General features: G+C 50.2%; 34 protein-coding genes. 11 read left to right on the top strand and 23 right to left on the bottom strand.

The features are described 5' to 3' along the window. Nucleotides 1-11 precede the first annotated feature (11 nt). The 22 genes from rplR to rpsL form a co-directional block, all read right to left on the bottom strand. A complete protein-coding gene (gene rplR, locus KDM89_RS01680) occupies nt 12-374 on the bottom strand; it encodes a 50S ribosomal protein L18 (RefSeq protein ID WP_189357193.1) in 363 nt (120 codons plus the stop codon). Between the two features lie 12 nt (nt 375-386). Then, a complete protein-coding gene (gene rplF / locus KDM89_RS01675; protein WP_212686203.1) occupies nt 387-920 on the bottom strand; it encodes a 50S ribosomal protein L6 in 534 nt (177 codons plus the stop codon). A 10-nt stretch (nt 921-930) separates the two neighbouring features. Then, nucleotides 931-1,326, bottom strand: a complete 396-nt coding sequence (rpsH, locus tag KDM89_RS01670; RefSeq protein WP_212686202.1) for a 30S ribosomal protein S8 — start codon at nt 1,324-1,326, stop codon at nt 931-933. 14 nt (nt 1,327-1,340) lie between these two features. Beyond that, a complete protein-coding gene (gene rpsN, locus KDM89_RS01665; protein WP_212686201.1) occupies nt 1,341-1,646 on the bottom strand; it encodes a 30S ribosomal protein S14 in 306 nt (101 codons plus the stop codon). 7 nt (nt 1,647-1,653) lie between these two features. Then, nucleotides 1,654-2,193, bottom strand: coding sequence for a 50S ribosomal protein L5 (gene rplE, locus KDM89_RS01660; RefSeq protein WP_189357197.1), 540 nt, complete (start codon nt 2,191-2,193; stop codon nt 1,654-1,656). A 4-nt stretch (nt 2,194-2,197) separates the two neighbouring features. Beyond that, complete coding sequence (gene rplX / locus KDM89_RS01655) at nt 2,198-2,512, bottom strand: 50S ribosomal protein L24 (RefSeq protein ID WP_212686200.1); 315 nt, start codon at nt 2,510-2,512, stop codon at nt 2,198-2,200. A gap of 9 nt (nt 2,513-2,521) precedes the next feature. Then, the gene (gene rplN / locus KDM89_RS01650) at nt 2,522-2,890 is read right to left on the bottom strand and encodes a 50S ribosomal protein L14 (protein ID WP_212686199.1); all 369 of its coding nucleotides are present in this window, start codon (nt 2,888-2,890) and stop codon (nt 2,522-2,524) included. A 238-nt stretch (nt 2,891-3,128) separates the two neighbouring features. Continuing rightward, the gene (gene rpsQ / locus KDM89_RS01645) at nt 3,129-3,401 is read right to left on the bottom strand and encodes a 30S ribosomal protein S17 (protein WP_212686198.1); all 273 of its coding nucleotides are present in this window, start codon (nt 3,399-3,401) and stop codon (nt 3,129-3,131) included. Beyond that, nucleotides 3,401-3,592 carry a 50S ribosomal protein L29 gene (gene rpmC, locus KDM89_RS01640; protein WP_189357201.1) on the bottom strand — a complete coding sequence of 64 codons (192 nt, stop codon included), beginning with the start codon at nt 3,590-3,592 and terminating at the stop codon, nt 3,401-3,403. The genes rpsQ and rpmC overlap by 1 nt, the downstream gene beginning before the upstream one ends. A 13-nt stretch (nt 3,593-3,605) precedes the next feature. Next, the gene (gene rplP, locus KDM89_RS01635; RefSeq protein ID WP_212686197.1) at nt 3,606-4,025 is read right to left on the bottom strand and encodes a 50S ribosomal protein L16; all 420 of its coding nucleotides are present in this window, start codon (nt 4,023-4,025) and stop codon (nt 3,606-3,608) included. Between the two features lie 2 nt (nt 4,026-4,027). After that, nucleotides 4,028-4,843, bottom strand: a complete 816-nt coding sequence (gene rpsC / locus KDM89_RS01630; protein WP_212686196.1) for a 30S ribosomal protein S3 — start codon at nt 4,841-4,843, stop codon at nt 4,028-4,030. A gap of 9 nt (nt 4,844-4,852) precedes the next feature. After that, a complete protein-coding gene (rplV, locus tag KDM89_RS01625; RefSeq protein WP_189357204.1) occupies nt 4,853-5,185 on the bottom strand; it encodes a 50S ribosomal protein L22 in 333 nt (110 codons plus the stop codon). A 6-nt stretch (nt 5,186-5,191) separates the two neighbouring features. Further along, on the bottom strand, nt 5,192-5,467 hold the full coding sequence (gene rpsS, locus KDM89_RS01620) for a 30S ribosomal protein S19 (RefSeq protein WP_212686195.1): 276 nt from the start codon (nt 5,465-5,467) through the stop codon (nt 5,192-5,194). A 10-nt stretch (nt 5,468-5,477) separates the two neighbouring features. After that, on the bottom strand, nt 5,478-6,305 hold the full coding sequence (gene rplB, locus KDM89_RS01615; RefSeq protein ID WP_189357206.1) for a 50S ribosomal protein L2: 828 nt from the start codon (nt 6,303-6,305) through the stop codon (nt 5,478-5,480). 2 nt (nt 6,306-6,307) lie between these two features. After that, nucleotides 6,308-6,622, bottom strand: coding sequence for a 50S ribosomal protein L23 (rplW, locus tag KDM89_RS01610; protein ID WP_189357207.1), 315 nt, complete (start codon nt 6,620-6,622; stop codon nt 6,308-6,310). Continuing rightward, on the bottom strand, nt 6,619-7,242 hold the full coding sequence (gene rplD / locus KDM89_RS01605) for a 50S ribosomal protein L4 (protein WP_212686194.1): 624 nt from the start codon (nt 7,240-7,242) through the stop codon (nt 6,619-6,621). Before rplD ends, rplW begins: the two co-directional genes overlap by 4 nt. Before the next feature lie 3 nt (nt 7,243-7,245). After that, nucleotides 7,246-7,902 (bottom strand): 50S ribosomal protein L3, encoded by a 657-nt coding sequence (gene rplC, locus KDM89_RS01600; RefSeq protein ID WP_189357209.1) that lies wholly within the window; start codon nt 7,900-7,902, stop codon nt 7,246-7,248. Nucleotides 7,903-8,087: 185 nt separating this feature from the next. Further along, complete coding sequence (gene rpsJ / locus KDM89_RS01595) at nt 8,088-8,405, bottom strand: 30S ribosomal protein S10 (RefSeq protein ID WP_110255911.1); 318 nt, start codon at nt 8,403-8,405, stop codon at nt 8,088-8,090. Between the two features lie 117 nt (nt 8,406-8,522). Beyond that, nucleotides 8,523-9,713, bottom strand: coding sequence for an elongation factor Tu (tuf, locus tag KDM89_RS01590; RefSeq protein ID WP_212686193.1), 1,191 nt, complete (start codon nt 9,711-9,713; stop codon nt 8,523-8,525). Between the two features lie 77 nt (nt 9,714-9,790). Next, nucleotides 9,791-11,896, bottom strand: a complete 2,106-nt coding sequence (fusA, locus tag KDM89_RS01585) for an elongation factor G (protein WP_212686192.1) — start codon at nt 11,894-11,896, stop codon at nt 9,791-9,793. A 129-nt stretch (nt 11,897-12,025) separates the two neighbouring features. Then, nucleotides 12,026-12,496: a 30S ribosomal protein S7 gene (gene rpsG, locus KDM89_RS01580; RefSeq protein WP_189359093.1), complete on the bottom strand. Its 471-nt coding sequence runs from the start codon at nt 12,494-12,496 to the stop codon at nt 12,026-12,028. A gap of 163 nt (nt 12,497-12,659) precedes the next feature. Continuing rightward, a complete protein-coding gene (rpsL, locus tag KDM89_RS01575; protein ID WP_189359091.1) occupies nt 12,660-13,043 on the bottom strand; it encodes a 30S ribosomal protein S12 in 384 nt (127 codons plus the stop codon). 522 nt (nt 13,044-13,565) lie between these two features. On the opposite strand from rpsL, the gene KDM89_RS01570 reads away from it, so the two are divergent. Genes KDM89_RS01570 through KDM89_RS01530 form a run of 9 tightly spaced genes read left to right on the top strand, consistent with a single transcriptional unit; the run spans nt 13,566 to nt 22,174 of the window. Next, nucleotides 13,566-15,269: a phosphoethanolamine transferase gene (locus KDM89_RS01570; RefSeq protein WP_230427613.1), complete on the top strand. Its 1,704-nt coding sequence runs from the start codon at nt 13,566-13,568 to the stop codon at nt 15,267-15,269. A gap of 40 nt (nt 15,270-15,309) precedes the next feature. After that, nucleotides 15,310-16,434, top strand: coding sequence for an MlaE family ABC transporter permease (locus KDM89_RS01565; protein WP_212686190.1), 1,125 nt, complete (start codon nt 15,310-15,312; stop codon nt 16,432-16,434). Further along, nucleotides 16,434-17,219, top strand: a complete 786-nt coding sequence (locus KDM89_RS01560; protein ID WP_212686189.1) for an ABC transporter ATP-binding protein — start codon at nt 16,434-16,436, stop codon at nt 17,217-17,219. The genes KDM89_RS01565 and KDM89_RS01560 overlap by 1 nt, the downstream gene beginning before the upstream one ends. 7 nt (nt 17,220-17,226) lie before the next feature. Continuing rightward, on the top strand, nt 17,227-18,186 hold the full coding sequence (locus KDM89_RS01555) for an MlaD family protein (RefSeq protein ID WP_212686188.1): 960 nt from the start codon (nt 17,227-17,229) through the stop codon (nt 18,184-18,186). A 53-nt stretch (nt 18,187-18,239) separates the two neighbouring features. Beyond that, a complete protein-coding gene (locus tag KDM89_RS01550; RefSeq protein ID WP_212686187.1) occupies nt 18,240-18,827 on the top strand; it encodes an ABC-type transport auxiliary lipoprotein family protein in 588 nt (195 codons plus the stop codon). A 7-nt stretch (nt 18,828-18,834) separates the two neighbouring features. Then, nucleotides 18,835-19,956, top strand: coding sequence for a VanZ family protein (locus KDM89_RS01545; protein WP_212686186.1), 1,122 nt, complete (start codon nt 18,835-18,837; stop codon nt 19,954-19,956). 36 nt (nt 19,957-19,992) lie between these two features. After that, nucleotides 19,993-20,319, top strand: coding sequence for a (2Fe-2S) ferredoxin domain-containing protein (locus KDM89_RS01540; RefSeq protein WP_189359079.1), 327 nt, complete (start codon nt 19,993-19,995; stop codon nt 20,317-20,319). A gap of 40 nt (nt 20,320-20,359) precedes the next feature. After that, entirely contained in the window at nt 20,360-20,992 is a 633-nt protein-coding gene (locus KDM89_RS01535; protein ID WP_212686185.1) for an alpha/beta hydrolase, read from the top strand. Nucleotides 20,993-21,028: 36 nt separating this feature from the next. After that, entirely contained in the window at nt 21,029-22,174 is a 1,146-nt protein-coding gene (locus KDM89_RS01530) for a D-alanyl-D-alanine carboxypeptidase family protein (RefSeq protein ID WP_212686184.1), read from the top strand. Nucleotides 22,175-22,327: 153 nt separating this feature from the next. Here KDM89_RS01530 and KDM89_RS01525 read toward each other — a convergent pair whose 3' ends face one another. Further along, a complete protein-coding gene (locus KDM89_RS01525) occupies nt 22,328-22,480 on the bottom strand; it encodes a hypothetical protein (RefSeq protein WP_212686183.1) in 153 nt (50 codons plus the stop codon). Nucleotides 22,481-22,634: 154 nt separating this feature from the next. Here KDM89_RS01525 and KDM89_RS01520 point away from each other — a divergent pair, with 154 nt between their 5' ends. Further along, nucleotides 22,635-22,988: a zinc ribbon domain-containing protein YjdM gene (locus tag KDM89_RS01520; protein WP_212686182.1), complete on the top strand. Its 354-nt coding sequence runs from the start codon at nt 22,635-22,637 to the stop codon at nt 22,986-22,988. Nucleotides 22,989-23,022: 34 nt separating this feature from the next. Further along, complete coding sequence (locus KDM89_RS01515; RefSeq protein ID WP_212686181.1) at nt 23,023-23,409, top strand: DUF6404 family protein; 387 nt, start codon at nt 23,023-23,025, stop codon at nt 23,407-23,409. Nucleotides 23,410-23,578: the final 169 nt, after the last annotated feature.

The raw sequence follows: 23,578 nt of genomic DNA, 5'->3' as shown, positions 1-23,578 counted from the left end.
GACAATTTTCCTTAGAACTTCAAGCCGGCTTCACGGGCAGCTTCTGCCAGTGCTTTGATACGGCCGTGGTAACGGAAACCGGAGCGGTCAAACGCAACTTCGGTAACCCCTGCTTTGATAGCCTTCTCTGCAACACGTTTGCCGATCAGAGTTGCTGCTGCGACGTTGCCGCCAACACCAGTTTTGCCAGCCAATTCTGCACGAACTTCTTTTTCCACAGTGGAAGCGGAAGCTACTACTTTGGCGTCTGGGCCAATGATGTTTGCGTAGATGTGCAGGTTGGTGCGATGCACGGCCAGGCGATTCACTTTGAGTTCTGCGATCTTCGCACGGGTTTTGCGTGCGCGGCGCAGACGTGACTGTTTCTTGTCCATCGTCAACCCCTATTACTTCTTCTTGGTTTCTTTGATAATAACCACTTCGTCCACATAACGAACACCTTTGCCTTTATATGGCTCTGGGCTACGGTATGCACGGACTTCAGCTGCAACCTGACCAACTTTTTGTTTGTTAACACCTTTGATAACAATTTCAGTTGGAGTCGGAGTTGCACAGGTTACGCCTTCAGGCATCTGATGTACCACTGGGTGAGAAAAACCCAGAGACAGATTCAGTTTATCGCCTTGAGCTTGCGCTTTGTAACCAACGCCAACCAGAGACAGCTTTTTCTCAAAGCCTTTGGTTACGCCAGTTACCATATTATTGACCAATGCGCGCAGCGTACCGGTCATCGCGTTTGCTTCGCGAGTTTCGTTTGCTGCTACAAAAGTCAGGGTACCGTTATCGTTAGCAACTGTAACCAAGCCATTCAGACCTTGGCTCAATACACCTTGCGGACCTTTAACTGTGATTTGCTCTGCAGAAATCGCAACTTCTGCGCCGGCTGGCAGAGCGATTGGCATCTTACCTACTCGAGACATCTTTCACTCCTTAGGCGATGTAGCAAATTACTTCGCCACCGACGCCGGTTGCGCGTGCTTTACGATCCGTCATAACGCCTTTTGGTGTAGATACAATCGCTACACCCAGACCGTTCAACACACTTGGGATCTCGTCTTTACCACGGTAAACACGGAGACCTGGGCGCGATACACGTTCCAGACGCTCAATAACAGGACGACCTGCGTAATATTTCAGACCGATATTCAGTTCAGTCTTACCTGCAGTTTCAGAAACTGCGAAATCTTCAATGTAACCTTCGTCTTTCAGAACAGTTGCAATTGCAACTTTCACCTTGGAAGACGGCATCGCAACGGAAGCTTTGTTAACAACTTGTGCGTTACGGATGCGGGTCAGCATATCGGCGATAGGATCGCTCATACTCATTGCTAATTCTCCTATTACCAGCTGGCTTTAGTCATACCCGGGATTTCGCCACGCATGGCGATCTCACGGACCTTAATACGGCCCAGACCGAATTTACGGAATGTACCACGTGGACGACCTGTCAAAGCGCAGCGGTTGCGTTGACGTGTAGGATTCGAGTTACGTGGCAGAGTCTGCAACTTCAGACGCGCTTCGTAGCGCTCTTCTTCTGTTTTAGACTGGTCTTCGATGATGGCCTTCAGTTCAGCGCGTTTGCCAGCGAATTTCTTCACCAGATCCGCACGCTTCTTCTCACGATTAATCAGTGCCAGTTTTGCCATGGCGACCTCAGTTTCTGAACGGGAATTTAAATGCGGCGAGGAGCGCTTTCGCTTCTTCGTCGGTCTTAGCTGTCGTCGTGATACTGATATTCATACCACGCAGCGCATCGATTTTGTCGTATTCGATTTCAGGGAAAATAATCTGTTCCTTGACACCGATGTTGTAGTTACCACGACCATCAAATGCACGACCAGACACACCGCGGAAGTCACGCACGCGTGGCAAAGCAACGGTGATGAAACGATCCAGGAATTCGTACATATGCGCGCCGCGCAGAGTCACCATACAGCCAATTGGGTAACCTTCACGGATTTTGAAGCCAGCGATCGCTTTACGTGCTTTAGTAACAACAGGCTTTTGACCTGCGATCTTTGTCAGATCACCAACAGCATGCTCAATCACCTTTTTGTCTGCAACAGCTTCAGACAGACCCATATTCAGAGTGATTTTAGTGATACGTGGAACTTCCATCGAAGACTTATAACCGAATTTTTCAGTCAGTTCGCTAACGATTTTATCTTTATATAATGCTTGGAGACGGGCCATGATGTTACGCCTTCACAACTTCGCCAGTAGACTTAAAGACGCGAACTTTTTTACCATCCACAACTTTAAAACCTACACGGTCTGCCTTGCCAGATGCAGCATTAAACAACGCTACATTGGACACATGAATCGGCATCAGTTTATCTACGATGCCACCAACTGCGCCTGTCATTGGGTTAGGCTTAACTGCTTTTTTCGCAACATTAACACCTGCAACGATAACATAATCAGCACTGACAACTGTCTGCACTTGACCACGTTTACCTTTGTCTTTACCCGTCAAGACGATGACTTCGTCATTTTTACGAATCTTATTCATGACGACCCCTTACAGTACTTCAGGAGCCAGAGACACGATTTTCATGAAGCGCTCAGTACGCAGTTCGCGTGTCACTGGGCCAAAAATACGTGTGCCGATAGGCTCAAGTTTATTATTCAACAATACTGCCGCATTGCCGTCGAATTTGACCAGCGAGCCATCTTGACGACGAACACCTTTAGCTGTGCGAACTACAACGGCGTTATAAACTTCACCTTTTTTCACACGACCACGAGGAGCAGCAGACTTTACAGTGACCTTAATAATGTCACCGATACCTGCGTAACGACGCTTGGAACCGCCCAACACCTTAATGCACAATACTTCGCGTGCACCAGTGTTGTCGGCCACTTCCAGCCGACTTTCTGTTTGAATCATAATATTCTCTTTCCCAACTTAATCCACACAACTTGCGCACTGCAAGCTTGTAGTCAGTCTTGGACCCGCCAGCCAACCCCTACACAACCCACAATGCACGAGTCAACTGATTAGGTGGACGATTTAACTAATTTCGCAGCGAGAACTGCTACGAAGACGTTTTAGGCTGCTACCCACATTATCTGCAGATAACAGCCTTAGATTATCGCACCAAAAAAATTTTTGTGCAATAAATTTGTTATACAGTCTGTGCGACTTGGATCACACGAGTTACTGTCCAGGATTTAGTCTTGGAAATCGGACGACCTTCCTGAATTTCGACTGTATCGCCTTCCTTTGCTTGGTTAGCTTCATCGTGTGCATGGTACTTTGCAGTACGAACGATGATCTTACCGTACAGAGGATGTCTTACGTGACGTTCAACCAGTACTGTAACTGTTTTATCCATCTTGTCAGACACGACTTTGCCAATCAATGTGCGTTTCAATGCCACTTTAACTTGATCGTTCATTATTTGGCACCCTTCTGATTGATGACGGTTTTCACGCGGGCGATGTCACGACGAACTTTTTTCAGTTGCGCTGTGTTTGTCAGCTGTTGCGTTGCTAATTGCATGCGCAGGCTAAACTGAGCTTTCAACAGATCATTCAGTTCTTTTGTCAAAGCCGCTTGATCCTTAGCTTGGAGTTCAGATGCTTTCATTGTGGACTCCTAATTATTGACCGATTTGACGAACGACGAAAGTCGTAGCCAGTGGCAACTTTGCAGCTGCCAGGCGGAACGCTTCGCGTGCGAGCGACTCATCGACACCTTCCATTTCGTACAACATTTTGCCTGGTTGAATCTCGGCAACGTAGTACTCAGGATTACCTTTACCATTACCCATACGAACTTCAGCTGGCTTCTGGGAAATTGGCTTGTCTGGGAAAACGCGAATCCAGATACGACCACCACGTTTGATGTGACGAGTCATAGCACGACGCGCAGCTTCGATCTGACGCGCTGTGATGCGGCCACGAGCAACCGCTTTCAAACCAAATTCACCGAAAGAAACTGCTGTGCCGCGTTCATGGGAAATACCCTTGTTACGACCTTTTTGTTCCTTACGATATTTTCTGCGTGCTGGTTGCAGCATGATTATTCTCCTGCTTTCTCAGCTGGTGCAGCATCTGCCTTACGAACACGTTTGGCTGGTGCTGCAGCTGTGTTTTGTCCGTCTGCACGTTTTGCGCGTGGGCGGCTGTTTGGCTTACCGTCATCGCGACGTGGACCACGACGTTTTTTATCGTCTTCTGGTGCAGTATCGATTACTGGTGCTTCGCCATTTGCCAGACGATCACCTTTATAAACCCAGACTTTAACGCCGATAATACCGTAGGTAGTCGACGCTTCGCCGAAACCGTAGTCGATATCAGCACGCAGAGTATGCAGAGGCACGCGGCCTTCACGATACCATTCTTTACGTGCGATCTCGATACCATTCAGACGACCACCGGACATGATTTTGATACCCTGCGCGCCGAGACGCATTGCGTTCTGCATCGCACGCTTCATTGCGCGACGGAACATAATACGTTTTTCGAGCTGCTGAGCGATCGAGTCAGCGATCAACTGTGCGTCGATTTCTGGCTTACGAATTTCTTCGATGTTCACGTGAACAGGAACGCCCATCATTTTGGACAGTTCTGCTTTCAGAACTTCGATATCTTCGCCTTTTTTACCGATTACAACACCCGGACGGGAGCTGTAAATGGTGATACGTGCATTTTTTGCAGGACGCTCAATAGTGATACGACCTACAGATGCATTTTTCAGTTTCTTTTTCAGGTAGTCACGTACCTTCAGATCCTCACCCAGCATGGAGGCAAAATTTGCATTGCCTGCGTACCAGCGGGAAGACCAGTTACGTGTTACTGCCAGACGAAAACCGGTTGGATGTATCTTCTGTCCCATCGTGACTCCTTAGTTACCAACAGTCACGTAGATGTGACAGGATTGTTTAGAGATACGATCACCACGACCCTTAGCGCGTGCTGTGAAGCGCTTCAGAATCGCACCTTTTTCGACATAAATCGTTTTAACTTTCAGTTCGTCGATGTCTGCGCCGTCATTATGTTCTGCATTCGCGATTGCGGATTCCAGAACTTTCTTGATGATTGCAGCACCTTTTTTCGGGCTGAAAGCCAGGATGTTGAGTGCCTGATCTACTTTTTTACCGCGGATCATATCTGCCACGAGACGACCTTTTTGCTCTGACAGACGAACACCGCGCAGAATTGCTTTAGTTTCCATCATCGGTCCTTATCGTTTAGCCTTTTTGTCGGCTGCATGGCCTTTGAATGTGCGCGTCAGCGCAAATTCACCAAGCTTATGACCAACCATATTTTCGGAAACATATACCGGTACGTGTTGCTTACCGTTATGAACCGCAATAGTCAAACCGATAAAGTCCGGCAAAATTGTCGAACGACGGGACCAGGTCTTGATTGGCTTTTTATCTTTAGCAGCTTGCGCAGCTTCGACTTTCTTCACCAGGTGGGCGTCACAAAACGGCCCTTTTTTCAATGAACGTGTCATGTGTTATCCCTTATTTCTTACCACGGCGAGAGACGATCATCGAAGTAGTACGCTTATTGCGACGAGTCTTCTTACCTTTAGTCTGTTGACCCCATGGAGATACTGGATGACGACCGGCTGCTGTTTTACCTTCACCACCACCGTGCGGGTGATCGATCGGATTCATGACCACACCGCGAACGGTAGGACGAACACCGCGCCAGCGCATCGCACCAGCTTTACCAATCTTACGCAGGTTATGCTCACCATTACCTACTTCACCGATTGTCGCGCGGCATTCGATATGAATACGGCGAACTTCACCGGAACGCAGACGAACCTGCGCGTAGGTACCTTCGCGGGCCATCAGAACAACGCCAGCACCTGCTGTACGTGCGATCTGAGCACCTTTACCCGGCAGCATTTCTACGCAGTGCATAGTGGAGCCAACAGGAATATTGCGGATAGGCAAGCAGTTACCGGCTTTGATAGGTGCCTGGGAACCGTTCATCAGCTGATCGCCAACGGAAACACCCTTAGGAGCGATGATGTACTTACGCTCACCGTCTGCGTAGCACAACAGTGCAATGTGCGCAGTACGGTTAGGATCGTATTCGATACGTTCAACTTTAGCAGGAATACCGTCTTTGTTGCGCTTGAAGTCAACAACACGGTAATGATGCTTGTGACCACCACCGATATGACGGGTAGTGATGTGACCGTTATTATTACGGCCGGAAGTTTTGGTTTTCTTTTCCAACAAAGCAGCAAATGGACGACCTTTAAACAGACCTTCCGTTACCACTTTCACCATACCACGACGACCTGGTGAGGTTGGCTTCATCTTAACGAGTGCCATAATTATGCCTCCTCAGTGAAGTTGATTTCTTGACCAGGCTTCAGACACACAAACGCACGTTTGGTGTGATTGCGACGGCCAACAAATCTACCGGTACGTTTTTGTTTACCTTGGCGATTTGCTACTTGCACAGATTGAACCTGTACTTTGAACAGCAATTCGACGGCAGCTTTGATTTCTGGCTTAGTTGCATCCGGAGCTACCAGAAAAACAACTTGTTCATTCTTTTCAGCAACCATAGTTGCTTTTTCAGAAATAACAGGAGCCAGCAATACCTTCATCAGGCGTTCTTCGCTATGTTTGACTACTGCGTTCATGCCAGCATCTCCTCAATCTTAGCCAGTGCTGGTTTGGTGATCAGTACTTTTTTGTAGAACACCAAAGAAACTGGATCAGCGTAACGCGGCTCTACAACCAGCACGTTCGCCAGGTTACGTGCAGCCAGCATCAGATTTTCATTGAAATCTTCAGTGATAATCAGCACCGAGTCGGAGCAACCCATTGTTTTCAGCTTCGCAGACAACAATTTTGTCTTCGGAGCCTCAACGGTCATGCTATCGATAACTTGCAGGCGATCTTCACGAGCGAGCTGAGACAGAATCGAGCAGACACCTGCACGATACATCTTTTTGTTAACTTTGTGAGAGAAGTTCTCTTCAGGCGAATTCGGGAATGCACGACCACCACCACGCCACAGAGGAGAAGAAGACATACCAGCACGCGCGCGGCCAGTACCTTTTTGACGCCACGGTTTCTTTGTGGTGTGCTTAACTTCTTCACGATCTTTTTGTTTGCGGTTACCGCTACGTGCGTTCGCTTGGAATGCAACTACAACCTGATGAATCAGGGCTTCATTGTAGTCGCGACCGAAGATCGCATCAGAGGCTGCAACATTAGATGCTGCTTGACCTTGTTCGTTCAGGAGCTTCAGTTCCATGAATTATGCTCCCTTCTTGGCTTTAACTTTAACAGCAGGAGATACAACCACCTGACCATTTTTTGCGCCTGGTACGGCACCCTTAACCAGCAACAAAGAACGCTCTGCATCGATACGTGCGATTTCGAGGTTTTGTACTGTGCACTTAACGTCACCCATGTGACCAGTCATGCGCTTACCAGGGAAAACACGACCTGGATCCTGCGCCATACCGATCGAACCCGGAACGTTATGGGAACGGGAGTTACCGTGAGTTGCGCGACCAGAAGAGAAGTTGTAACGTTTAATGGTACCGGCATAGCCTTTACCAATAGAAACGCCCTGAACGTCAACTTTTTGACCGACTTCAAACAGACCGACAGGCACAACATCACCTGCCTTCAGCTCAGCAGCCTTAGCAGCATCAACGCGGAATTCTTTCAAGACGACGCCAGCTTCAACACCTGCTTTAGCAAGGTGACCGGCAGCCGCTTTATTTACGCGGGAAGCACGGCGCTGACCAAATGTTACCTGAACAGAAGTATAGCCGTCTGTTTCAGGAGTTTTGACTTGCGTCACGCGGTTGTTGGATACGTCCAGCACAGTAACAGGGATAGAATCACCGTCATCTGTGAAGATGCGCATCATACCAACCTTGCGACCTAAAAGGCCCAAGCTCATTATTTTCTCCATTCTCACCTACGGTTGGGTGAGGCTGATGTTTAAAAAAACTTAAACAAATAGGTCAGCTTTCGCTGACCTACGTTTAAGCCCTCCATTGTAGCCCGCAAACTTTTTATTTGCAAGAAATTTTCACACCAGACCAGCAAGCATCTGACGCAAAAGAACAATGCAGGGTTACCGTATTATTGCAGTTTAATTTCGACGTCAACGCCAGCTGGCAAATCCAGCTTCATCAGTGCATCAACAGTTTTATCTGTTGGATCAACGATATCCATCAGACGCTGATGGGTACGGATTTCAAACTGATCGCGAGAAGTTTTATTAACGTGCGGGGAACGCAGAACGTCAAAACGCTGAATACGTGTCGGCAGAGGAACCGGACCTTTTACAACTGCACCAGTACGCTTGGCTGTTTCTACGATTTCCAAAGCAGACTGATCGATCAGTTTGTAATCAAACGCTTTCAGACGAATGCGGATTTTTTGATTTTGAGTAGACATTGCTATTCCTATAAAGAACGGTGCTAGATTCTTGAATCCAGCGTTTTTACAAAGAACGTAAAAAAACGGCTGCCAAAATTTTTGGCAGCCGCTTAGTGTACACCAAAATTACGAGAATTACTCGATAATTTTCGCTACAACGCCCGCACCAACGGTACGACCGCCTTCACGGATCGCGAAACGCAGACCTTCTTCCATAGCGATTGGGGAGATCAGTTTCACTGTGATGGAAACGTTATCACCTGGCATCACCATTTCTTTGTCTTTTGGCAGCTCGATCGCACCAGTCACGTCAGTTGTACGGAAGTAGAACTGTGGACGGTAGTTGTTGAAGAATGGTGTGTGACGACCGCCTTCATCTTTCGACAGAACGTAGATTTCGCCTGTGAAGTTGCTGTGTGGTTTGATAGAACCTGGTTTAGCCAGAACCTGACCACGCTCAACGTCTTCACGCTTAGTACCACGCAGCAGAACACCAACGTTGTCACCAGCTTGACCTTGGTCCAGCAGTTTGCGGAACATTTCAACGCCTGTGCAAGTTGTTTTTACTGTGTCTTTGATACCAACAATTTCGATCTCTTCGCCGACTTTGATGATACCGCGCTCAACACGACCGGTAACAACAGTACCACGACCAGAGATGGAGAATACGTCTTCAACTGGCATCAAGAATGTGCCGTCGATTGCGCGTTCTGGTGTAGGGATGTAAGAATCCAGTGCCTCAGCCAGCTTGATGATTGCTTCTTCACCCAGCGCGCCTTTGTCGCCTTCCAGCGCCAGTTTAGCGGAACCACGAACGATCGGCAGATCGTCGCCTGGGAATTCGTATTTAGACAACAACTCACGAACTTCCATTTCAACCAGTTCCAGCAGCTCTTCATCATCCACCATGTCGCATTTGTTCAGGAATACGATGATGTATGGAACGCCAACCTGACGTGCCAGCAGGATATGCTCACGTGTTTGCGGCATAGGACCGTCTGCTGCGGAGCAAACCAGGATCGCGCCGTCCATCTGCGCCGCACCGGTAATCATGTTTTTAACGTAGTCAGCATGGCCTGGGCAGTCAACGTGCGCATAGTGGCGGTTTGCTGTTTCGTATTCTACGTGAGCAGTGTTAATGGTAATACCACGTGCTTTTTCTTCAGGAGCGGCATCGATCTCGTCGTATTTCTTTGCTTCGCCGCCGAATTTTGCGGACAGAACAGTTGCGATCGCTGCTGTCAGAGTAGTTTTACCGTGGTCAACGTGACCAATTGTACCGACGTTCACGTGCGGCTTGGTACGTTCAAACTTACCTTTTGCCATTTTGAATTTTCCTTCGAAAGAACAATTTTAAAAACTTAAAAACCCCGGTGCAACACCGGGGGATCTCAAGAAACAGATTACTTCGCTTTTGCTGTGACGATTGCGTCGATCACATTTTTAGGTGCTTCGGAGTAATGTTTGAATTCCATTGTGTACGTAGCGCGACCTTGAGTTGCGGAACGCAGAGATGTGGAATAACCAAACATTTCAGACAGCGGCACTTCAGCCTTAATGATCTTACCACCACCACCTGGAATTTCATCCATACCCTGAACCATACCACGACGGGAGGACAAATCACCCATTACCGTACCAGCATAATCTTCTGGTGTTTCAACTTCTACTGCCATCATCGGCTCCAGAATAACCGGAGACGCTTTACGGCAACCGTCTTTGAACGCCATCGAAGCCGCCATACGGAACGCGTTTTCGTTGGAGTCAACATCGTGGTAAGAACCAAAGAACAGTGTAACTTTAACGTCTACCACAGGGTAGCCTGCCAACACACCATTACTCAACGTTTCGATAACACCCTTCTCAACCGCAGGGATGTATTCACGCGGAACCGTACCACCTTTGATCGCGTCAACGAATTCAAAACCTTTACCCGGTTCTTGCGGCTCGATCTTCAGAACAACGTGACCGTACTGACCGCGACCACCGGACTGCTTAACAAACTTACCTTCAACTTCTTCGCAAGTTTTACGAATAGTTTCACGGTATGCAACCTGTGGCTTACCGACTGTCGCTTCAACGTTAAATTCACGCTTCATACGATCAACGATAATTTCCAGATGCAACTCACCCATACCGCCGATGATAGTCTGACCGGATTCTTCGTCAGTTTTAACACGGAAAGAAGGATCTTCCTGTGCCAGACGATTCAGTGCCAGACCCATTTTTTCCTGGTCAGCTTTGGTTTTTGGTTCAACGGCCTGTTGAATAACTGGCTCAGGGAAAACCATTTTTTCCAGAGTGATGATAGAAGTCGGATCACACAGGGTTTCACCGGTAGTTGCATCTTTCAGACCAACCGCAGCAGCGATATCACCAGCACGAACTTCTTTGATTTCTTCACGCTGATTTGCGTGCATCTGCAGAATACGACCCAGACGCTCTTTTTTGCCTTTGATCGGGTTGTAAACTGTGTCGCCGGAATTAATAGTACCGGAGTAAACACGGAAGAAAATCAGCTGACCAACAAACGGATCAGTCATGATCTTGAATGCCAGCGCAGAGAATTTCTCATCGTCGGCAGCTTTACGTGTTACTGGCTGATCGTCTTCATCGGTACCAGCAACCGGTGGAATATCCACTGGGGATGGCAGGTATTCAATAACCGCGTCCAGCATTGCCTGTACGCCTTTGTTTTTGAATGCAGTACCGCACATCATCGGAACGATTTCAGAAGCGATGGTACGCTGACGCAGCGCTTTCTTGATTTCTTCTTCAGACAAATCACCTTCTTCGAGGTATTTGTTCATCAGTTCTTCACTGGCTTCAGCAGCTGCTTCAACCATTTTCTCACGCCATTCGTTGGCCTGATCAACCAGTTCAGCAGGGATATCACGGTAGTCAAATTTCATACCCTGACTTGCATCATCCCAGATGATCGCTTTCATTTTGACCAGATCAACAACGCCCAGGAAGTTTTCTTCTGCGCCGATCGGGATTTGGATTGCGATTGGGTTTGCTTTCAGACGAGCACGCATCTGGTCGTAAACTTTGAAGAAGTTTGCGCCGGTACGATCCATCTTGTTAACAAAAGCTAGACGTGGAACTTTGTATTTGTTAGCCTGACGCCAAACTGTTTCGGACTGAGGCTGCACACCACCCACTGCACAGTAAACCATGCAAGCACCGTCCAGAACACGCATAGAGCGCTCAACTTCGATAGTGAAGTCAACGTGGCCCGGAGTATCAATAATATTGATACGGTGCTCAGGGAAGTTGTTTGCCATACCTTTCCAGTGACAGGTAGTAGCAGCAGAGGTAATAGTAATACCACGCTCTTGCTCTTGCTCCATCCAGTCCATGGTTGCCGCGCCATCATGAACTTCACCAATTTTGTGATTTACGCCTGTGTAAAACAGTACGCGTTCAGTAGTGGTTGTCTTACCAGCATCAATGTGAGCGGAGATACCGATATTACGGTAGCGCTCAATAGGAGTCTTGCGGGCCATAATTAGTCCTAATTCGTTTAATGTACAAAACCGAGCGCGACTTTTTTACAAAAATTGCGCCCGGCTTGATTCAACATGCACACACGAGCTAATGCGTTGATCCACATCAGCCCGGCTCTCATACTACAATCAGAAGCGGAAATGAGAGAATGCTTTATTCGCTTCTGCCATGCGGTGAACTTCATCACGTTTCTTCATCGCACCACCACGGCCTTCAGCAGCTTCGAGCAACTCACCTGCGAGACGCTGCGGCATGGATTTTTCGCTACGCTTATTAGCGGCTTCACGCAACCAGCGCATAGACAGGGCCAGACGACGAACTGGACGCACTTCTACAGGAACCTGGTAGTTAGCACCACCAACGCGGCGGGATTTAACTTCAACGATTGGTTTAGCATTGCTCACAGCCTGAGCAAAAACTTCCAGTGGATCTTTACCAGTTTTTTGCTGGATGTGATCGAACGCACCGTAAATGATGTTTTCGGCAACAGATTTTTTACCGGACAGCATCAGTACGTTAACAAATTTTGCAACTTCTACATTGCCGAATTTTGGATCCGGCAGAATGTCCCGTTTCGGGACTTCACGACGACGTGGCATTTCAATTCCTTTCATTCTTCAGTTGAGCACAGAATAACAACTCATTCCTGCTCGCGACAAACCATCATAGTTTGTCACTTACTCGACCCATTCCGGATCGACCACTGAAATCTACAGAATATAACTTTAATTAATGACGACTAAATGACGCCATTGCGGGAGATTACTTCTTAGCAGCCTTAGCACGCTTCGCACCGTATTTGGAGCGAGCTTGTTTACGGTCTTTAACGCCTTGAGTATCCAGAGCACCGCGAACCATGTGGTAACGCACACCCGGCAAATCTTTTACACGGCCGCCGCGGATCAGTACGACGCTATGTTCTTGCAGGTTATGGCCTTCACCACCGATATACGAAATAACTTCGAAACCGTTGGTCAGACGTACTTTGGCAACTTTACGCAAAGCCGAGTTAGGCTTCTTAGGAGTTGTCGTATAAACACGTGTACATACGCCACGTTTTTGCGGGCTGTTTTCCAGCGCCGGCGATTTGCTCTTAGTCACGGCGGAAACGCGTGGCTGGCGAATCAGTTGATTGATGGTTGGCATCGTTTTAAATCCAACAAAATACAACGTTAAACACAAGCCCGGAAACGGTTGCCCGGGCACTCAGAAAATTTCACCATCCGGAAAACCTCACGGATGCTCCCGACTGTTGCCTGCTTTCTGAGCAATTTTTCCTGAAAACAACCGGAAGAAATAAGCGAAAAAACACAAACCCAAAATCGAGAACTCGCAATTCTAAGTCGCTTTTCGCAAGCGTGTCAATGAAAATCGCGCCCGGGTTTATGAGCGAATCGGTGCGCATGTCAGGCTCTCAGGATAGAAAAAACATAGCGAAAATCAAGGCATAACGATCAGTCATACCATGACGGAAGCTGTTGTAAGTATTTGAATTGCTATATATTGACGGGCTTTGATCGTCCGTCCGCTGCCCCCCGAAGTCTCATGCCACATTCCAATCTACGCTCACCGAAGCTATGGCTAGTTGCATTTTGTTATGCGTTGCTATCAACGGTTCCGTGGCTCAGTTTATTGAACGGACAAGCGCCGGATCAATCTGTATTGCTGATGTCTCTGACCGCTATCAGTTGGGTAGGCATGTGGGCCATGACCGGATCACTACGCTGGCTGCACTGGGTCATGCTGCCTGCTGTATTGCTGCTGCCTGTCGAGATTTATCTTCGGCAATTTTATGGCCAGGGAATCTCTACACATCATCTCGGGATTATTGCGGAAACCAGTCCGCGCGAAGCAGCTGAGTTTCTGGGAAGCAAATTATGGCTGGCAGGCGCGGGCCTGCTAATGCTCACTGGCTTCTGGTATTTCCTGTGGCGTCAGATAAAAGCCCTTGAATGGCTCCCTTGGCGACACTGGAGTCGCTGGCCTGCACTGGCGCTCGCGTTACTGCCATTATTTATTTTTCAATATGGGTACAGAGTTGGCGTACAAGCTGGTTCAGGAAGCTCAGCATCTGTCAGCGCGCACGCATTCAGTCAGGTGCAACTGGAAGTGATACGAAACTGGCTGAGCAAAAAGACCGGCCCATTACCTGGCTGGGCACGGCCACCTTTTGATGATGAGTTAGCTATGCGTAGCTGGCCGTTCGGGCTGATATTGCGTGGCATTGATTTCTGGAACGAACGAATGTATCTGGAACAGCTCAGCGAAAAAAGCCGCAACTTTACTTTCGGTGCGCGCGCGGCATTATCGAAAGATGAACCGCAGCTGGTCATCATGGTCATAGGTGAATCGTCACGTTTTGACCGCTGGGGGCTGAACGGCTACGAACGGGACACGACACCCAATCTTTCTGCAATGGAAAATCTGGTTCCGCTGACAGATATGATTACCGCCGTTTCCGCAACCCGTTTATCCGTGCCCATCATCGTGTCGCGCAAACCAGCAGCACAAGGATTGCAGGCTGGCTTTGCGGAAAAGTCTTTTTTATCTGCCTATCGTGAAGCCGGTTTTAAAACCTACTGGATTTCTAACCAAATGAGTTTCGGACAGTTTGACACGCCAACATCTGTCTTTGCAAAAGAAGCCGACGTTACTCAATTCCTGAATCTTGGCGGATATACCAATCAGTCAAATCTGGATGAAGTGCTGCTTCCTCCGTTACAAAACGCCCTGAACGATCCTGCGCAGAAAAAACTGATTGTCCTGCACACACTTGGAAATCACTGGAATTACAGCCACCGCTATCCGGCATCTTTTGATCACTGGAAACCATCGCTGTTCGGTGTCAGCAATCCCGCATACACCGACTTGCGTAATAAAGACGCGCTCAATAACAGCTATGACAATTCTGTCCTTTATACCGACTGGTTTCTTTCAGAGGTGATTCAACGCCTAAAGGGTGTGACTATACCTGTGTCGATGATGTACGTTGCAGATCACGGGCAAACGCTTTACGACGACAGTTGCAACCTCGCATTCCATGGACACAATACGCAGTACGAATTTCACATTCCCGCCTTTGTCTGGTATTCCGACCTGTATGCTGATCAATTTCCGGAAAAAATCAAGCAGTTACATCGCCACAGAACCGCGCGCTTAAGCACTGAAAATGTGTTTCACACGCTGCTGGACATGGCTGAAATACGTTATCCGGATGAAAATCTGAGCCGTAGTTTTGTCAGCGCCGCCTGGCGTCCGCACATACGTTATGTAGACAGTTACGGATGGACAGATTATGACAATGCAAGCCTGCGCGGCGATTGCCGGGAAGTCATCGCGAATCGCGATAAGCCGGTAAAGAAAAAACGCTGAACCGATTGGCATACTTGAAACTCTGACTTACACTCAGGCCATGCTGACTGAATCTGAACCGACTCTGAATTGCTGCCCCGACGCTCCCGAACGCATTATTCTGCAGGGAGCGTGGATTGCTCACCGGCTTGCAAAAGCGCACAGGCTGGATGAGCTTCAGAAGACGCTGAATAATCTGCAACAGCAACCAGGACGCATCTGGGATTTACGCCAGTTAACAGGACTTGACCATCTCGGCGCGCAGCTTTTATGGCGTAGCTGGGGAAGAACGTTACCGCAACAACTGCTTTGCACGGAACAGCATGAAGGCTTGTTCCGGCGCCTGTCACAGTTACATCCGGATCAATACCCGCCTCCCGTCAAAGCCAGACTCACACCGTTAATGCAGCTGGGCAGCGGGGTTATCACATTTTTTCACCATGCCGGCGACATGGCGGTACTGCTTGGGCAGCTGGTACTTGATCTGATGCAGTTTATCCGCCATCCCCTGCGTGGCCCGTGGAAAGAAATATCTGCCAATGTTTATCGCATGGGTGCGCAGGCAATGGGAATTACAGCGCTGGTCGGGATACTGATCGGCATCGTATTGTCTTACTTGTCCGCACAACAATTACGTACTTTCGGCGGTGATTTATTTATCGTTAATATTCTCGGAATGAGTATTATCCGTGAGCTGGGACCTATGCTGGCGGCGATTCTTGTTGCCGGGCGCTCAGGCTCTGCGATTACCGCGCAACTTGGCGTGATGCGGGTCACGGAAGAGCTCGATGCAATGCGTGTCATGGGAATTCCGCATGGCTTCCGGCTGATTATGCCTAAAGTACTTGCACTGGCAATTGCAATGCCATTAATCGTGATCTGGACCGATCTGATGGCGCTGGCAGGCGGAATGATCTCCGCACAAGCCCTGCTGGGTATGACGCCTGAGTTTTTTATCTATAAATTACCAGAGGCGGTTCCTATTCTGAACTACTGGATCGGTCTGCTGAAAGGTGTCACGTTCGGGATACTGATTGCGCTGATTGCCTGTCATTTTGGTTTACGTATCGAGCCCAACACAGAAAGTCTCGGCAAGGGAACCACCAGCTCCGTCGTCAGCGCGATCACACTCGTCATCATTGCGGATGCGATTTTCGCCATTATTTTCAGCAAGGTTGGCTACTGATGGCGCAAAACAGCGAAATTCTGATCGATATTCAGGGCTTAAGAACACAGTTCGGCCGCATTGTTGTGCATGACCAGCTCGAATTACAGGTCAGACGTGGCGAAATTCTGTCGGTTGTTGGTGGCTCGGGTACGGGAAAAACCGTGCTGATGCGACAGATGCTGGGACTGGAAACACCGGCACGCGGAAAAATTCATATCTTTGGCGATGATTTGCACCGCGGTGACAGCGACCATTTGCATTACCTGCGCCAGCGGTCAGGGATGCTGTTCCAGCATGGCGCACTGTATTCGGCACTGACTGTTTACGACAATGTCGCACAACCACTCCGGGAACTGGGCAAACTGCCGGAAGATCTGATCCGGGATATGGTGTACCTGAAATTGCAAATGGTGAATATCGGACTCGAACATGCGCGGAAAATGCCATCTGACCTTTCAGGCGGCATGGTCAAGCGTGTCGCGCTGGCACGTGCACTGGCACTCGATCCTGAACTGCTGTTTCTGGATGAGCCGACAGCAGGTCTCGATCCTGACCGTTCTGACAGCTTTGTCGAACTGATACAGTCACTGCACGCACAGCTGAAACTGACCGTCATCATGGTGACGCATGATCTTGACAGTCTGTTTGCCCTCTCACACCGTATTGCCGTGCTGGCAGAAAAGAAAGTGCTGGTGATCGGCACACCGGAAGAAGTGATTCGTTATCCACATCCGTTTATTGATGGCTTTTTCCTCGGTGGCCGCGGTCGCCGGGCGATGGAAGCTCTCCCTGAAAAACGCTAGGAACAAAATGGAAAACCGCTCACATGCGCTGATTGCAGGTGTTTTTACTGTGACCCTGATTGCACTGGCAGTCTTGCTGGCAATCTGGCTGGGCCGCGACAAAATTCAGCGCGTCCCGTATGAAATCGTTACCCGCCAGGCCGTTTCCGGACTGAATTTACAGGCAGCTGTACGTTACAAAGGCATTAAAGTCGGCAATGTGACAGACATTGATTTCGATCCGGCACAACCCGGGCAAATTATCCTGCGTCTGGAAGTCATGCCGGATACACCAGTCACCGGCGCCACGTTTGCCACACTGGGTTATCAGGGCGTTACCGGCATTGCATTTGTTCAGCTGGATGAAGACGAAAAGCACCCCGCTGCGGGTCGTGCGCTGTCCGGCAGCGACGGGGGCATCACACGTATTCCTATGCGACCGGGGGCATTACAAAATCTGGAGCAACGCGGTATGGCGATCCTGTCACAGGCAGAGGAACTGACGCGACGCCTGAACCAGCTTCTTGCTCCGGAAAACCAGCAAAAACTGATGCACACAGTGGAAATGGCGGGCAAAGCTGCGGAACAATGGAGCCAGATTCCCGCCCGGCTGGAGCCGGGATTAAAGCAATTACCGGATGTACTCCATCAGGCAAAAAACACTCTGCATGGTATGGAACAACTGTCCACCCAGGCGACGCAGCTGAGTGGCAATCTGAACACATTAACACTGCAATTGCAGTCCAAAGACAGCCCGCTGTTCCGTTTCTCACAAACGGTTGATCTGTTGAATCAGAACCTGCAATCCGAAACGCTGCCGCGCCTGAACCAGCTGAGTCAGGATGCACGTACCAGTTTGCGATCAGTAGGACAAACCGCCGAGCAATTACGCGAACGCCCGCAAAGTCTGCTGTTCGGTAACAAAGCGCCGTTACCCGGCCCCGGCGAACCGGGTTTTGTTGCTCCGGCCAGTTCCCAGAAACCATAACCTTGCGAGCTGACATGTCTACTGTCCGTTTATTTGCCTGCAGATCCCGTTTCATGAAATCTCTGCTGTTATCCGCCATATTCTTACTGAGTGCATGCCAGAGTACGCAACCGGTTGTCAGTAAAGCAGCCTACGATCTGGGACCTGCGCTTTCTGCTGGCATGACCAACACCGCAGCGCCGTCTTTTTTACTGAGCGACATCCGCAGCAGCAGCGCACTGGAATCGACTGCCATGTGGTACCGCTTATATGATCAGCCACAGCAATTAAAAGCTTTTGCCTTCGCGCGCTGGACCAGCACGCCGGCAGAACTGCTCAGCCTACGGCTGAAACAACTGACCGCACAGCATGGTGGCCGGGTTTTGCAAAGAAGCAGTGGCGAACTGACACTGCCGCAGGTACAGATAGAACTGGATGAGGCAGCTCAGCATTTCAGCAGCGCCAGTCAGAGTGTTTTCGTGCTCAGTGGCAGAATTCTGGTTCAGACACCCGGAAAACCGGCGATGATTCGTGTGTTCAGCCTGCAGCAGGCAGCAGGCAGCGATGCAGCAAGCGGCGTACTGGCTGCACAGAAAACTGCTGACCAGCTGATCGAAACCGTCTGGCAACTGATCCGCTCTGCAGGACAAAACACACCATAACCGGCGCATGCAAAACCCGTTTCCAAGTTCGCCTTTCGCGCGGATCAGTCTGCTGGCATATATCGCCATCATTCTGTACGCCAGCTGGTTTCCATTCAGCGGCTGGCAAGCCAACAGCCTGTCTGCACTTCCGGATGTGATTCGTCAGTGGCCGCGCTACTGGACAATGTTTGACGCAATCACCAATGTGATCGGCTATATACCGCTGGGTATTTTGCTGACGTTTTCGGTGTATCCGTATCTGCGCCGCTGGAAAGCGTTCATCTTCGCTTCGCTGTGCGGCGCTCTGCTTTCTGCGACTGCGGAGCTGGTGCAGTTTTTCCTTCCCAGCCGCGTCACCTCACTGCTGGATTTTCTGACCAATTCCGCAGGCAGCACGATTGGTGCCGTCATTGGCATCTGGCTGACAGTTCCTTTGCTGGAAAAAGGGCGTCTGCGTTTGCTGCGCAGGGAATGGGCCTTACCGGGCAGCAGCCGGGATCTGGTGCTGATTGGTTTATGGCCACTGGCACAGATTTCACCGCAGGCTTATCTGTTCGGTCTCGGTGGCTGGCTCGCGGTCATTTCGCAGCATGTGTCCGACTGGCTGGAAATGGATATTGATCTGAGCGTCTGGCTGTTACACGGAATTGATCTGAGCGCGGACGATTATCTATTAGCAGAGACACTGATTACCGCCAGCGGTGCCAGCGCCGCGCTGATGTTTTGTCTGTCCGTCCTGACCAAACGGGCTCCGAAAAGTGCGATCGCCGCATTACTACTAGCTATCGGCCTTGCTGCAAAATCGACTGCAGCCGTTTTGTTTTTCGGTCAGGATGCTGCATTCAGCTGGCTGACACCGGGCGCACGCGGTGGTTTGCTGATTGCTTTACTGATGCTGTATGGCTTTTCCTATGCGCCGCTGGTGGTACAGCAACGCCTGACTTTCCTGCTGTTGAGTATCAATCTGTTCATTCTGAACATGCTGCCCGACAATCCGTATTTCAGTGTGACGCTGCAAAGCTGGGAACCGGGAAAATTTCTGAATTTCAACGGCGCTGCCGCTGCGCTGAGTCTGTTCTGGCCAGTGCTGGCATTGTGGGCAGTGCTGACGCGCCCGCGTATCCGGCAGCCGGATGAAGTATCATAGCAGCCTTTCGCGTAACCCCGATTTGAAAGGACCATCATGTCCGATACCCTGTATTTTCGCAAACATGTTTTCTTTTGTATGAACCAGCGTGAAGACGGCCGCCCGTGCTGCGCAGAGCGCGGTGCGCAGGCAGCGCAGGAACATGCAAAGCGCCGCATCAAACAAATGGATATGAACGGTCAGGGCAAAATCCGTATTAATAAAGCCGGATGTCTGGACCGCTGCGAAGAAGGTCCGGTGATGGTGGTGTATCCGGAAGGTACCTGGTACACCTGGGTCGATCAGTCGGATATCGATGAAATTATTGACGTCGATCTGGTAGGCGGCGGTGTGGTCGAACGTCTGAAGTTACCGAATACCTGATGATCAGCCTGCCAGACCGGCGGCAAAAAGAATTTTTGTTATGAATGCACAAACTGAATACCTGATGATCGATGGCGCAGTCGGCAAACTGCAGTGCGCGATTGATCTGCCTGATCCCGATACACAGGGCGCACCGCGCGGTCTGGCGCTGGTCGCACATCCGCATCCGCTGTACGGCGGCACCATGGATAACAAAGTCGCGCAGACACTGGCCCGTACCTTTACCGGCCTCGGTTATGCAGCGGTGCGTATGAATTTCCGTGGCGTCGGTCAGACCGAAGGCAGCTACGATGCCGGCATTGGTGAAACCGATGATATGGAATTGCTGCTGAATGCGATGCGCCTGCGCTTTCCGGATCTGCCACTGGCGCTGGCCGGATTTTCGTTCGGCACCTTTGTTCAAAGCCGCCTGCAATTGCGTTTGCAGGAACAGAACCGCCCGGCAGACCGTCTGGTACTGATCGGCGCTGCTGCGGGTAAATGGGATATGCCGGCGATTCCGGCAAACACGATACTGATCCACGGCGAGCTGGATGACACCATTCCGCTCAGCGCCGTACTTGACTGGCTGCGCCCGCAGGAAATTCCTGTCACGGTAATTCCCGGCGCGGATCACTTTTTCCATCGTCGTCTGCACCATATCAAACAGCTGGTGACCAGCCTGTGGGACTGATGCAGATTTTTTGTTGTCTGGACTTATAAAGAAACTATGAAGAAATTTCTCGCAGCTGTGGCAGCTTCACTTGTCACTGTGAGCGCTGTCGCGCAAACCCTGCCTGCACCGACTGTTGCCGCTAAATCGTGGCTGTTACTGGATGTGACCAGTAATCAGGTCATCGCAGCACAAGATCCGGATCTGCGTATCGAACCGGCTTCGCTGACCAAAATCATGACTGCCTATCTGGTGTTCGGCGCATTACGCGACAAGAAACTGGACCTGAATCAGAGCGTCAATGTTTCGACCCGCGCATGGAAAGTGGATTCCAGCAGTTCTAAAATGTTTATTGAGCCGAACAAACCGGTTACGATCAATGAACTGTTATACGGCCTGATCGTGCAGTCCGGCAACGACGCCGCCGTGGCGCTGGCGGAAGCCGTAGCAGGCAGCGAAGAAGCTTTCGTTGCACAGATGAACCGTGAAGCCCAGCGCATCGGCATGAAGAGCAGCCATTACGGCAATCCGCACGGCCTGCCAAGCACGGAAAACTATGCGACCGCACGTGATTTATCTTTGCTGGCATCGCGTCTGATTTCCGATTTCCCTGAGTATTACAAAACCTATTACAGCACCAAGAGCTATACCTATAACAAAATCACTCAGCCTAACCGTAACCGCCTGCTGTTCCTCGATCCGACTGTCGATGGCATGAAAACCGGTCATACCGAGGCTGCGGGTTACTGCCTGATTTCCTCTGCTATCCGCCCGAACGGCACTGGTCAGCGTCGTTTGTTATCGGTAGTCACCGGCACTGCCAGCGATCAGGTGCGCGCGCAGGAAAGCCTGAAACTGCTGAACTGGGGTTACCTGAACTTTGACACCGTCAAGCTGTACAGCAAAGGTCAGGCAATTGCGACGCCGGAAGTCTGGAAAGGCTCACAGCGTCAGGTCAAAATCGGTTTCGACCGCGATCTGTACGTGACCCTGCCGAAAGGTGCAGCCGCCAATCTGAAACCGGCGCTGGAACGCAAAGATCCGCTGGTCGCACCAGTACCGCTGAACAGCAAAGTCGGCACCATGAAAATGATGCTGGATGGCAAAGTCGTGGCGGAATTTCCGGTGCAGTCGCTGGAACAGGTTGATCAGGCAGGTATTTTCGGCCGTGCCTGGGATTCGATCCGTATGATGATGAAGTAATTCAGATATCGTCATCCATCGTCAGGCATCTGCAGACGCAATGATAAAGGGCACCGGAGGTGCCCTTTATTGTTTCCGGTGCTTTGTTATCAGCTCACCGGAGAGTGCCGGACTATCCGGCTTTGTCGCTGCAGACAGCGACGGCATGCCATGTCAGCTGCTGAGTGTCCAGTAGGCGACCAGTACGGCAAGTACCAGTTCCACACCGATCCAGCGGGCGCGCACATGACGGCGCTGTTCTTTTTCAAAATGCGATTTGCGGTGTTCCTGACGGCCGCCTTTCGCGAACGGCAAACGATTTATCATATTTCCTCCTGTTTTTTGCTCTGTTTTCTGAACAATAGCTGATTTCATATCAAAATGGCGTTAAATTTCGCGAAGTCGCTTTGAATAATCTGCAAGGGTGCAGGTTACAATCATCGTTTGCTGTTTTTTTGCAGCGTTTTTACGGAATTTTCAGATGAGCACCGCTACCCTCCCACCTTGTCCGCAATGCCAGTCGGCCTATACCTATGAACAAGCACCACTGCTGATCTGCCCGGAATGCGGTCATGAATGGAACCCTGCTGCGGAAGCCGCAACCAGTGCAGATGACGGCGCGCTGATCGTCAAAGATGCCAACGGCAATCTGCTGGCGGATGGTGACAGCGTTGTTGTGATCAAAGATCTCAAAGTCAAAGGTGCGTCGTCTGCACTGAAAGTCGGCACCAAAGTACGCAATATCCGCTTAGTCGACGGCGATCACAATATCGATTGCAAGATCGATGGTTTCGGTGCAATGCAACTGAAATCCGAATTCGTACGTAAAGCCTGATCCGCCGGCTTAACGCTCCGCACGGAGACTGCATATGAATACCAACGTTCAGAATCCGTGGGCTGCCTTACCGGCATCCCATCAGAAAGCCCTGCAGTATTTGCAGCAGCGCGGGGTCAGTGAGGCAGATGCTGCACCGGCCATTTTCCGTCTGTTGTGGAAAGCCGGTGTGATGGTCAGGCCACCGCATTTCGTTCCCGCGTACCGGCTGGCGATTGGTCACGCGCTGTACTTTGGTATTTTCTGGTCGTCGCTGATGCAGATTATCCATCTGGTGTCACCAACCATCCGTGCACCCGGCATCATCGCCACGGTCTTCGCCGGTGTGTTCTTCGGTGTCAGCATGGCGCTGATCTATGCGCTGCGCAAACGCCGTCTGCAACTGGCGGACTGGCAAACCGTCACGACCGCATCCGCGTGATCTGTTTCAGGCTGCTTCAGGTTTTTTTCCGGCTTTTTTCCGGCCTTTTTTGCAGCCTGATTCCGGTGCTTATGCAATTCTGGCATGAGCGCCATCCGTCTCCGCGCTGCTGCGCAATCCGCTTTTCCGCTGTCACGCATAACTCAGCCCTATTCCTGCATGCATACTT

The organism is Cognatundibacterium luofuense (assembly GCF_018139685.1).
GTDB classification, from domain to species: Bacteria; Pseudomonadota; Gammaproteobacteria; order Burkholderiales; family Burkholderiaceae_D; genus Undibacterium; species Undibacterium luofuense.
This window is presented reverse-complemented; position numbering and strand designations above follow the sequence as displayed.

Coding starts and splice junctions, on each gene's coding strand:
- rpsN (WP_212686201.1), bottom strand. CDS start 1,646: ATGGCAAAACTGGCACTGATTAATCGTGAGAAGAAGCGTGCGGATCTG.
- rplC (WP_189357209.1), bottom strand. CDS start 7,902: ATGAGCTTGGGCCTTTTAGGTCGCAAGGTTGGTATGATGCGCATCTTC.
- rpsG (WP_189359093.1), bottom strand. CDS start 12,496: ATGCCACGTCGTCGTGAAGTCCCGAAACGGGACATTCTGCCGGATCCA.
- rplE (WP_189357197.1), bottom strand. CDS start 2,193: ATGGCCCGTCTCCAAGCATTATATAAAGATAAAATCGTTAGCGAACTG.
- rplB (WP_189357206.1), bottom strand. CDS start 6,305: ATGGCACTCGTTAAGATGAAGCCAACCTCACCAGGTCGTCGTGGTATG.
- rplV (WP_189357204.1), bottom strand. CDS start 5,185: ATGATGGAAACTAAAGCAATTCTGCGCGGTGTTCGTCTGTCAGAGCAA.
- rpsQ (WP_212686198.1), bottom strand. CDS start 3,401: ATGAACGATCAAGTTAAAGTGGCATTGAAACGCACATTGATTGGCAAA.
- KDM89_RS01565 (WP_212686190.1), top strand. CDS start 15,310: ATGCTGACTGAATCTGAACCGACTCTGAATTGCTGCCCCGACGCTCCC.
- rplF (WP_212686203.1), bottom strand. CDS start 920: ATGTCTCGAGTAGGTAAGATGCCAATCGCTCTGCCAGCCGGCGCAGAA.
- rplN (WP_212686199.1), bottom strand. CDS start 2,890: ATGATTCAAACAGAAAGTCGGCTGGAAGTGGCCGACAACACTGGTGCA.
- KDM89_RS01535 (WP_212686185.1), top strand. CDS start 20,360: ATGAATGCACAAACTGAATACCTGATGATCGATGGCGCAGTCGGCAAA.
- KDM89_RS01570 (WP_230427613.1), top strand. CDS start 13,566: ATGTCTCTGACCGCTATCAGTTGGGTAGGCATGTGGGCCATGACCGGA.
- rplW (WP_189357207.1), bottom strand. CDS start 6,622: ATGAACGCAGTAGTCAAACATAGCGAAGAACGCCTGATGAAGGTATTG.
- rpsS (WP_212686195.1), bottom strand. CDS start 5,467: ATGACACGTTCATTGAAAAAAGGGCCGTTTTGTGACGCCCACCTGGTG.
- rplR (WP_189357193.1), bottom strand. CDS start 374: ATGGACAAGAAACAGTCACGTCTGCGCCGCGCACGCAAAACCCGTGCG.
- KDM89_RS01540 (WP_189359079.1), top strand. CDS start 19,993: ATGTCCGATACCCTGTATTTTCGCAAACATGTTTTCTTTTGTATGAAC.
- KDM89_RS01555 (WP_212686188.1), top strand. CDS start 17,227: ATGGAAAACCGCTCACATGCGCTGATTGCAGGTGTTTTTACTGTGACC.
- rplX (WP_212686200.1), bottom strand. CDS start 2,512: ATGAATAAGATTCGTAAAAATGACGAAGTCATCGTCTTGACGGGTAAA.
- KDM89_RS01550 (WP_212686187.1), top strand. CDS start 18,240: ATGAAATCTCTGCTGTTATCCGCCATATTCTTACTGAGTGCATGCCAG.
- KDM89_RS01560 (WP_212686189.1), top strand. CDS start 16,434: ATGGCGCAAAACAGCGAAATTCTGATCGATATTCAGGGCTTAAGAACA.
- rpsL (WP_189359091.1), bottom strand. CDS start 13,043: ATGCCAACCATCAATCAACTGATTCGCCAGCCACGCGTTTCCGCCGTG.
- rpmC (WP_189357201.1), bottom strand. CDS start 3,592: ATGAAAGCATCTGAACTCCAAGCTAAGGATCAAGCGGCTTTGACAAAA.
- KDM89_RS01520 (WP_212686182.1), top strand. CDS start 22,635: ATGAGCACCGCTACCCTCCCACCTTGTCCGCAATGCCAGTCGGCCTAT.
- KDM89_RS01525 (WP_212686183.1), bottom strand. CDS start 22,480: ATGATAAATCGTTTGCCGTTCGCGAAAGGCGGCCGTCAGGAACACCGC.
- rpsC (WP_212686196.1), bottom strand. CDS start 4,843: ATGGGACAGAAGATACATCCAACCGGTTTTCGTCTGGCAGTAACACGT.
- rpsH (WP_212686202.1), bottom strand. CDS start 1,326: ATGAGTATGAGCGATCCTATCGCCGATATGCTGACCCGCATCCGTAAC.
- KDM89_RS01545 (WP_212686186.1), top strand. CDS start 18,835: ATGCAAAACCCGTTTCCAAGTTCGCCTTTCGCGCGGATCAGTCTGCTG.
- KDM89_RS01515 (WP_212686181.1), top strand. CDS start 23,023: ATGAATACCAACGTTCAGAATCCGTGGGCTGCCTTACCGGCATCCCAT.
- fusA (WP_212686192.1), bottom strand. CDS start 11,896: ATGGCCCGCAAGACTCCTATTGAGCGCTACCGTAATATCGGTATCTCC.
- rplD (WP_212686194.1), bottom strand. CDS start 7,242: ATGGAACTGAAGCTCCTGAACGAACAAGGTCAAGCAGCATCTAATGTT.
- KDM89_RS01530 (WP_212686184.1), top strand. CDS start 21,029: ATGAAGAAATTTCTCGCAGCTGTGGCAGCTTCACTTGTCACTGTGAGC.
- rpsJ (WP_110255911.1), bottom strand. CDS start 8,405: ATGTCTACTCAAAATCAAAAAATCCGCATTCGTCTGAAAGCGTTTGAT.
- tuf (WP_212686193.1), bottom strand. CDS start 9,713: ATGGCAAAAGGTAAGTTTGAACGTACCAAGCCGCACGTGAACGTCGGT.
- rplP (WP_212686197.1), bottom strand. CDS start 4,025: ATGCTGCAACCAGCACGCAGAAAATATCGTAAGGAACAAAAAGGTCGT.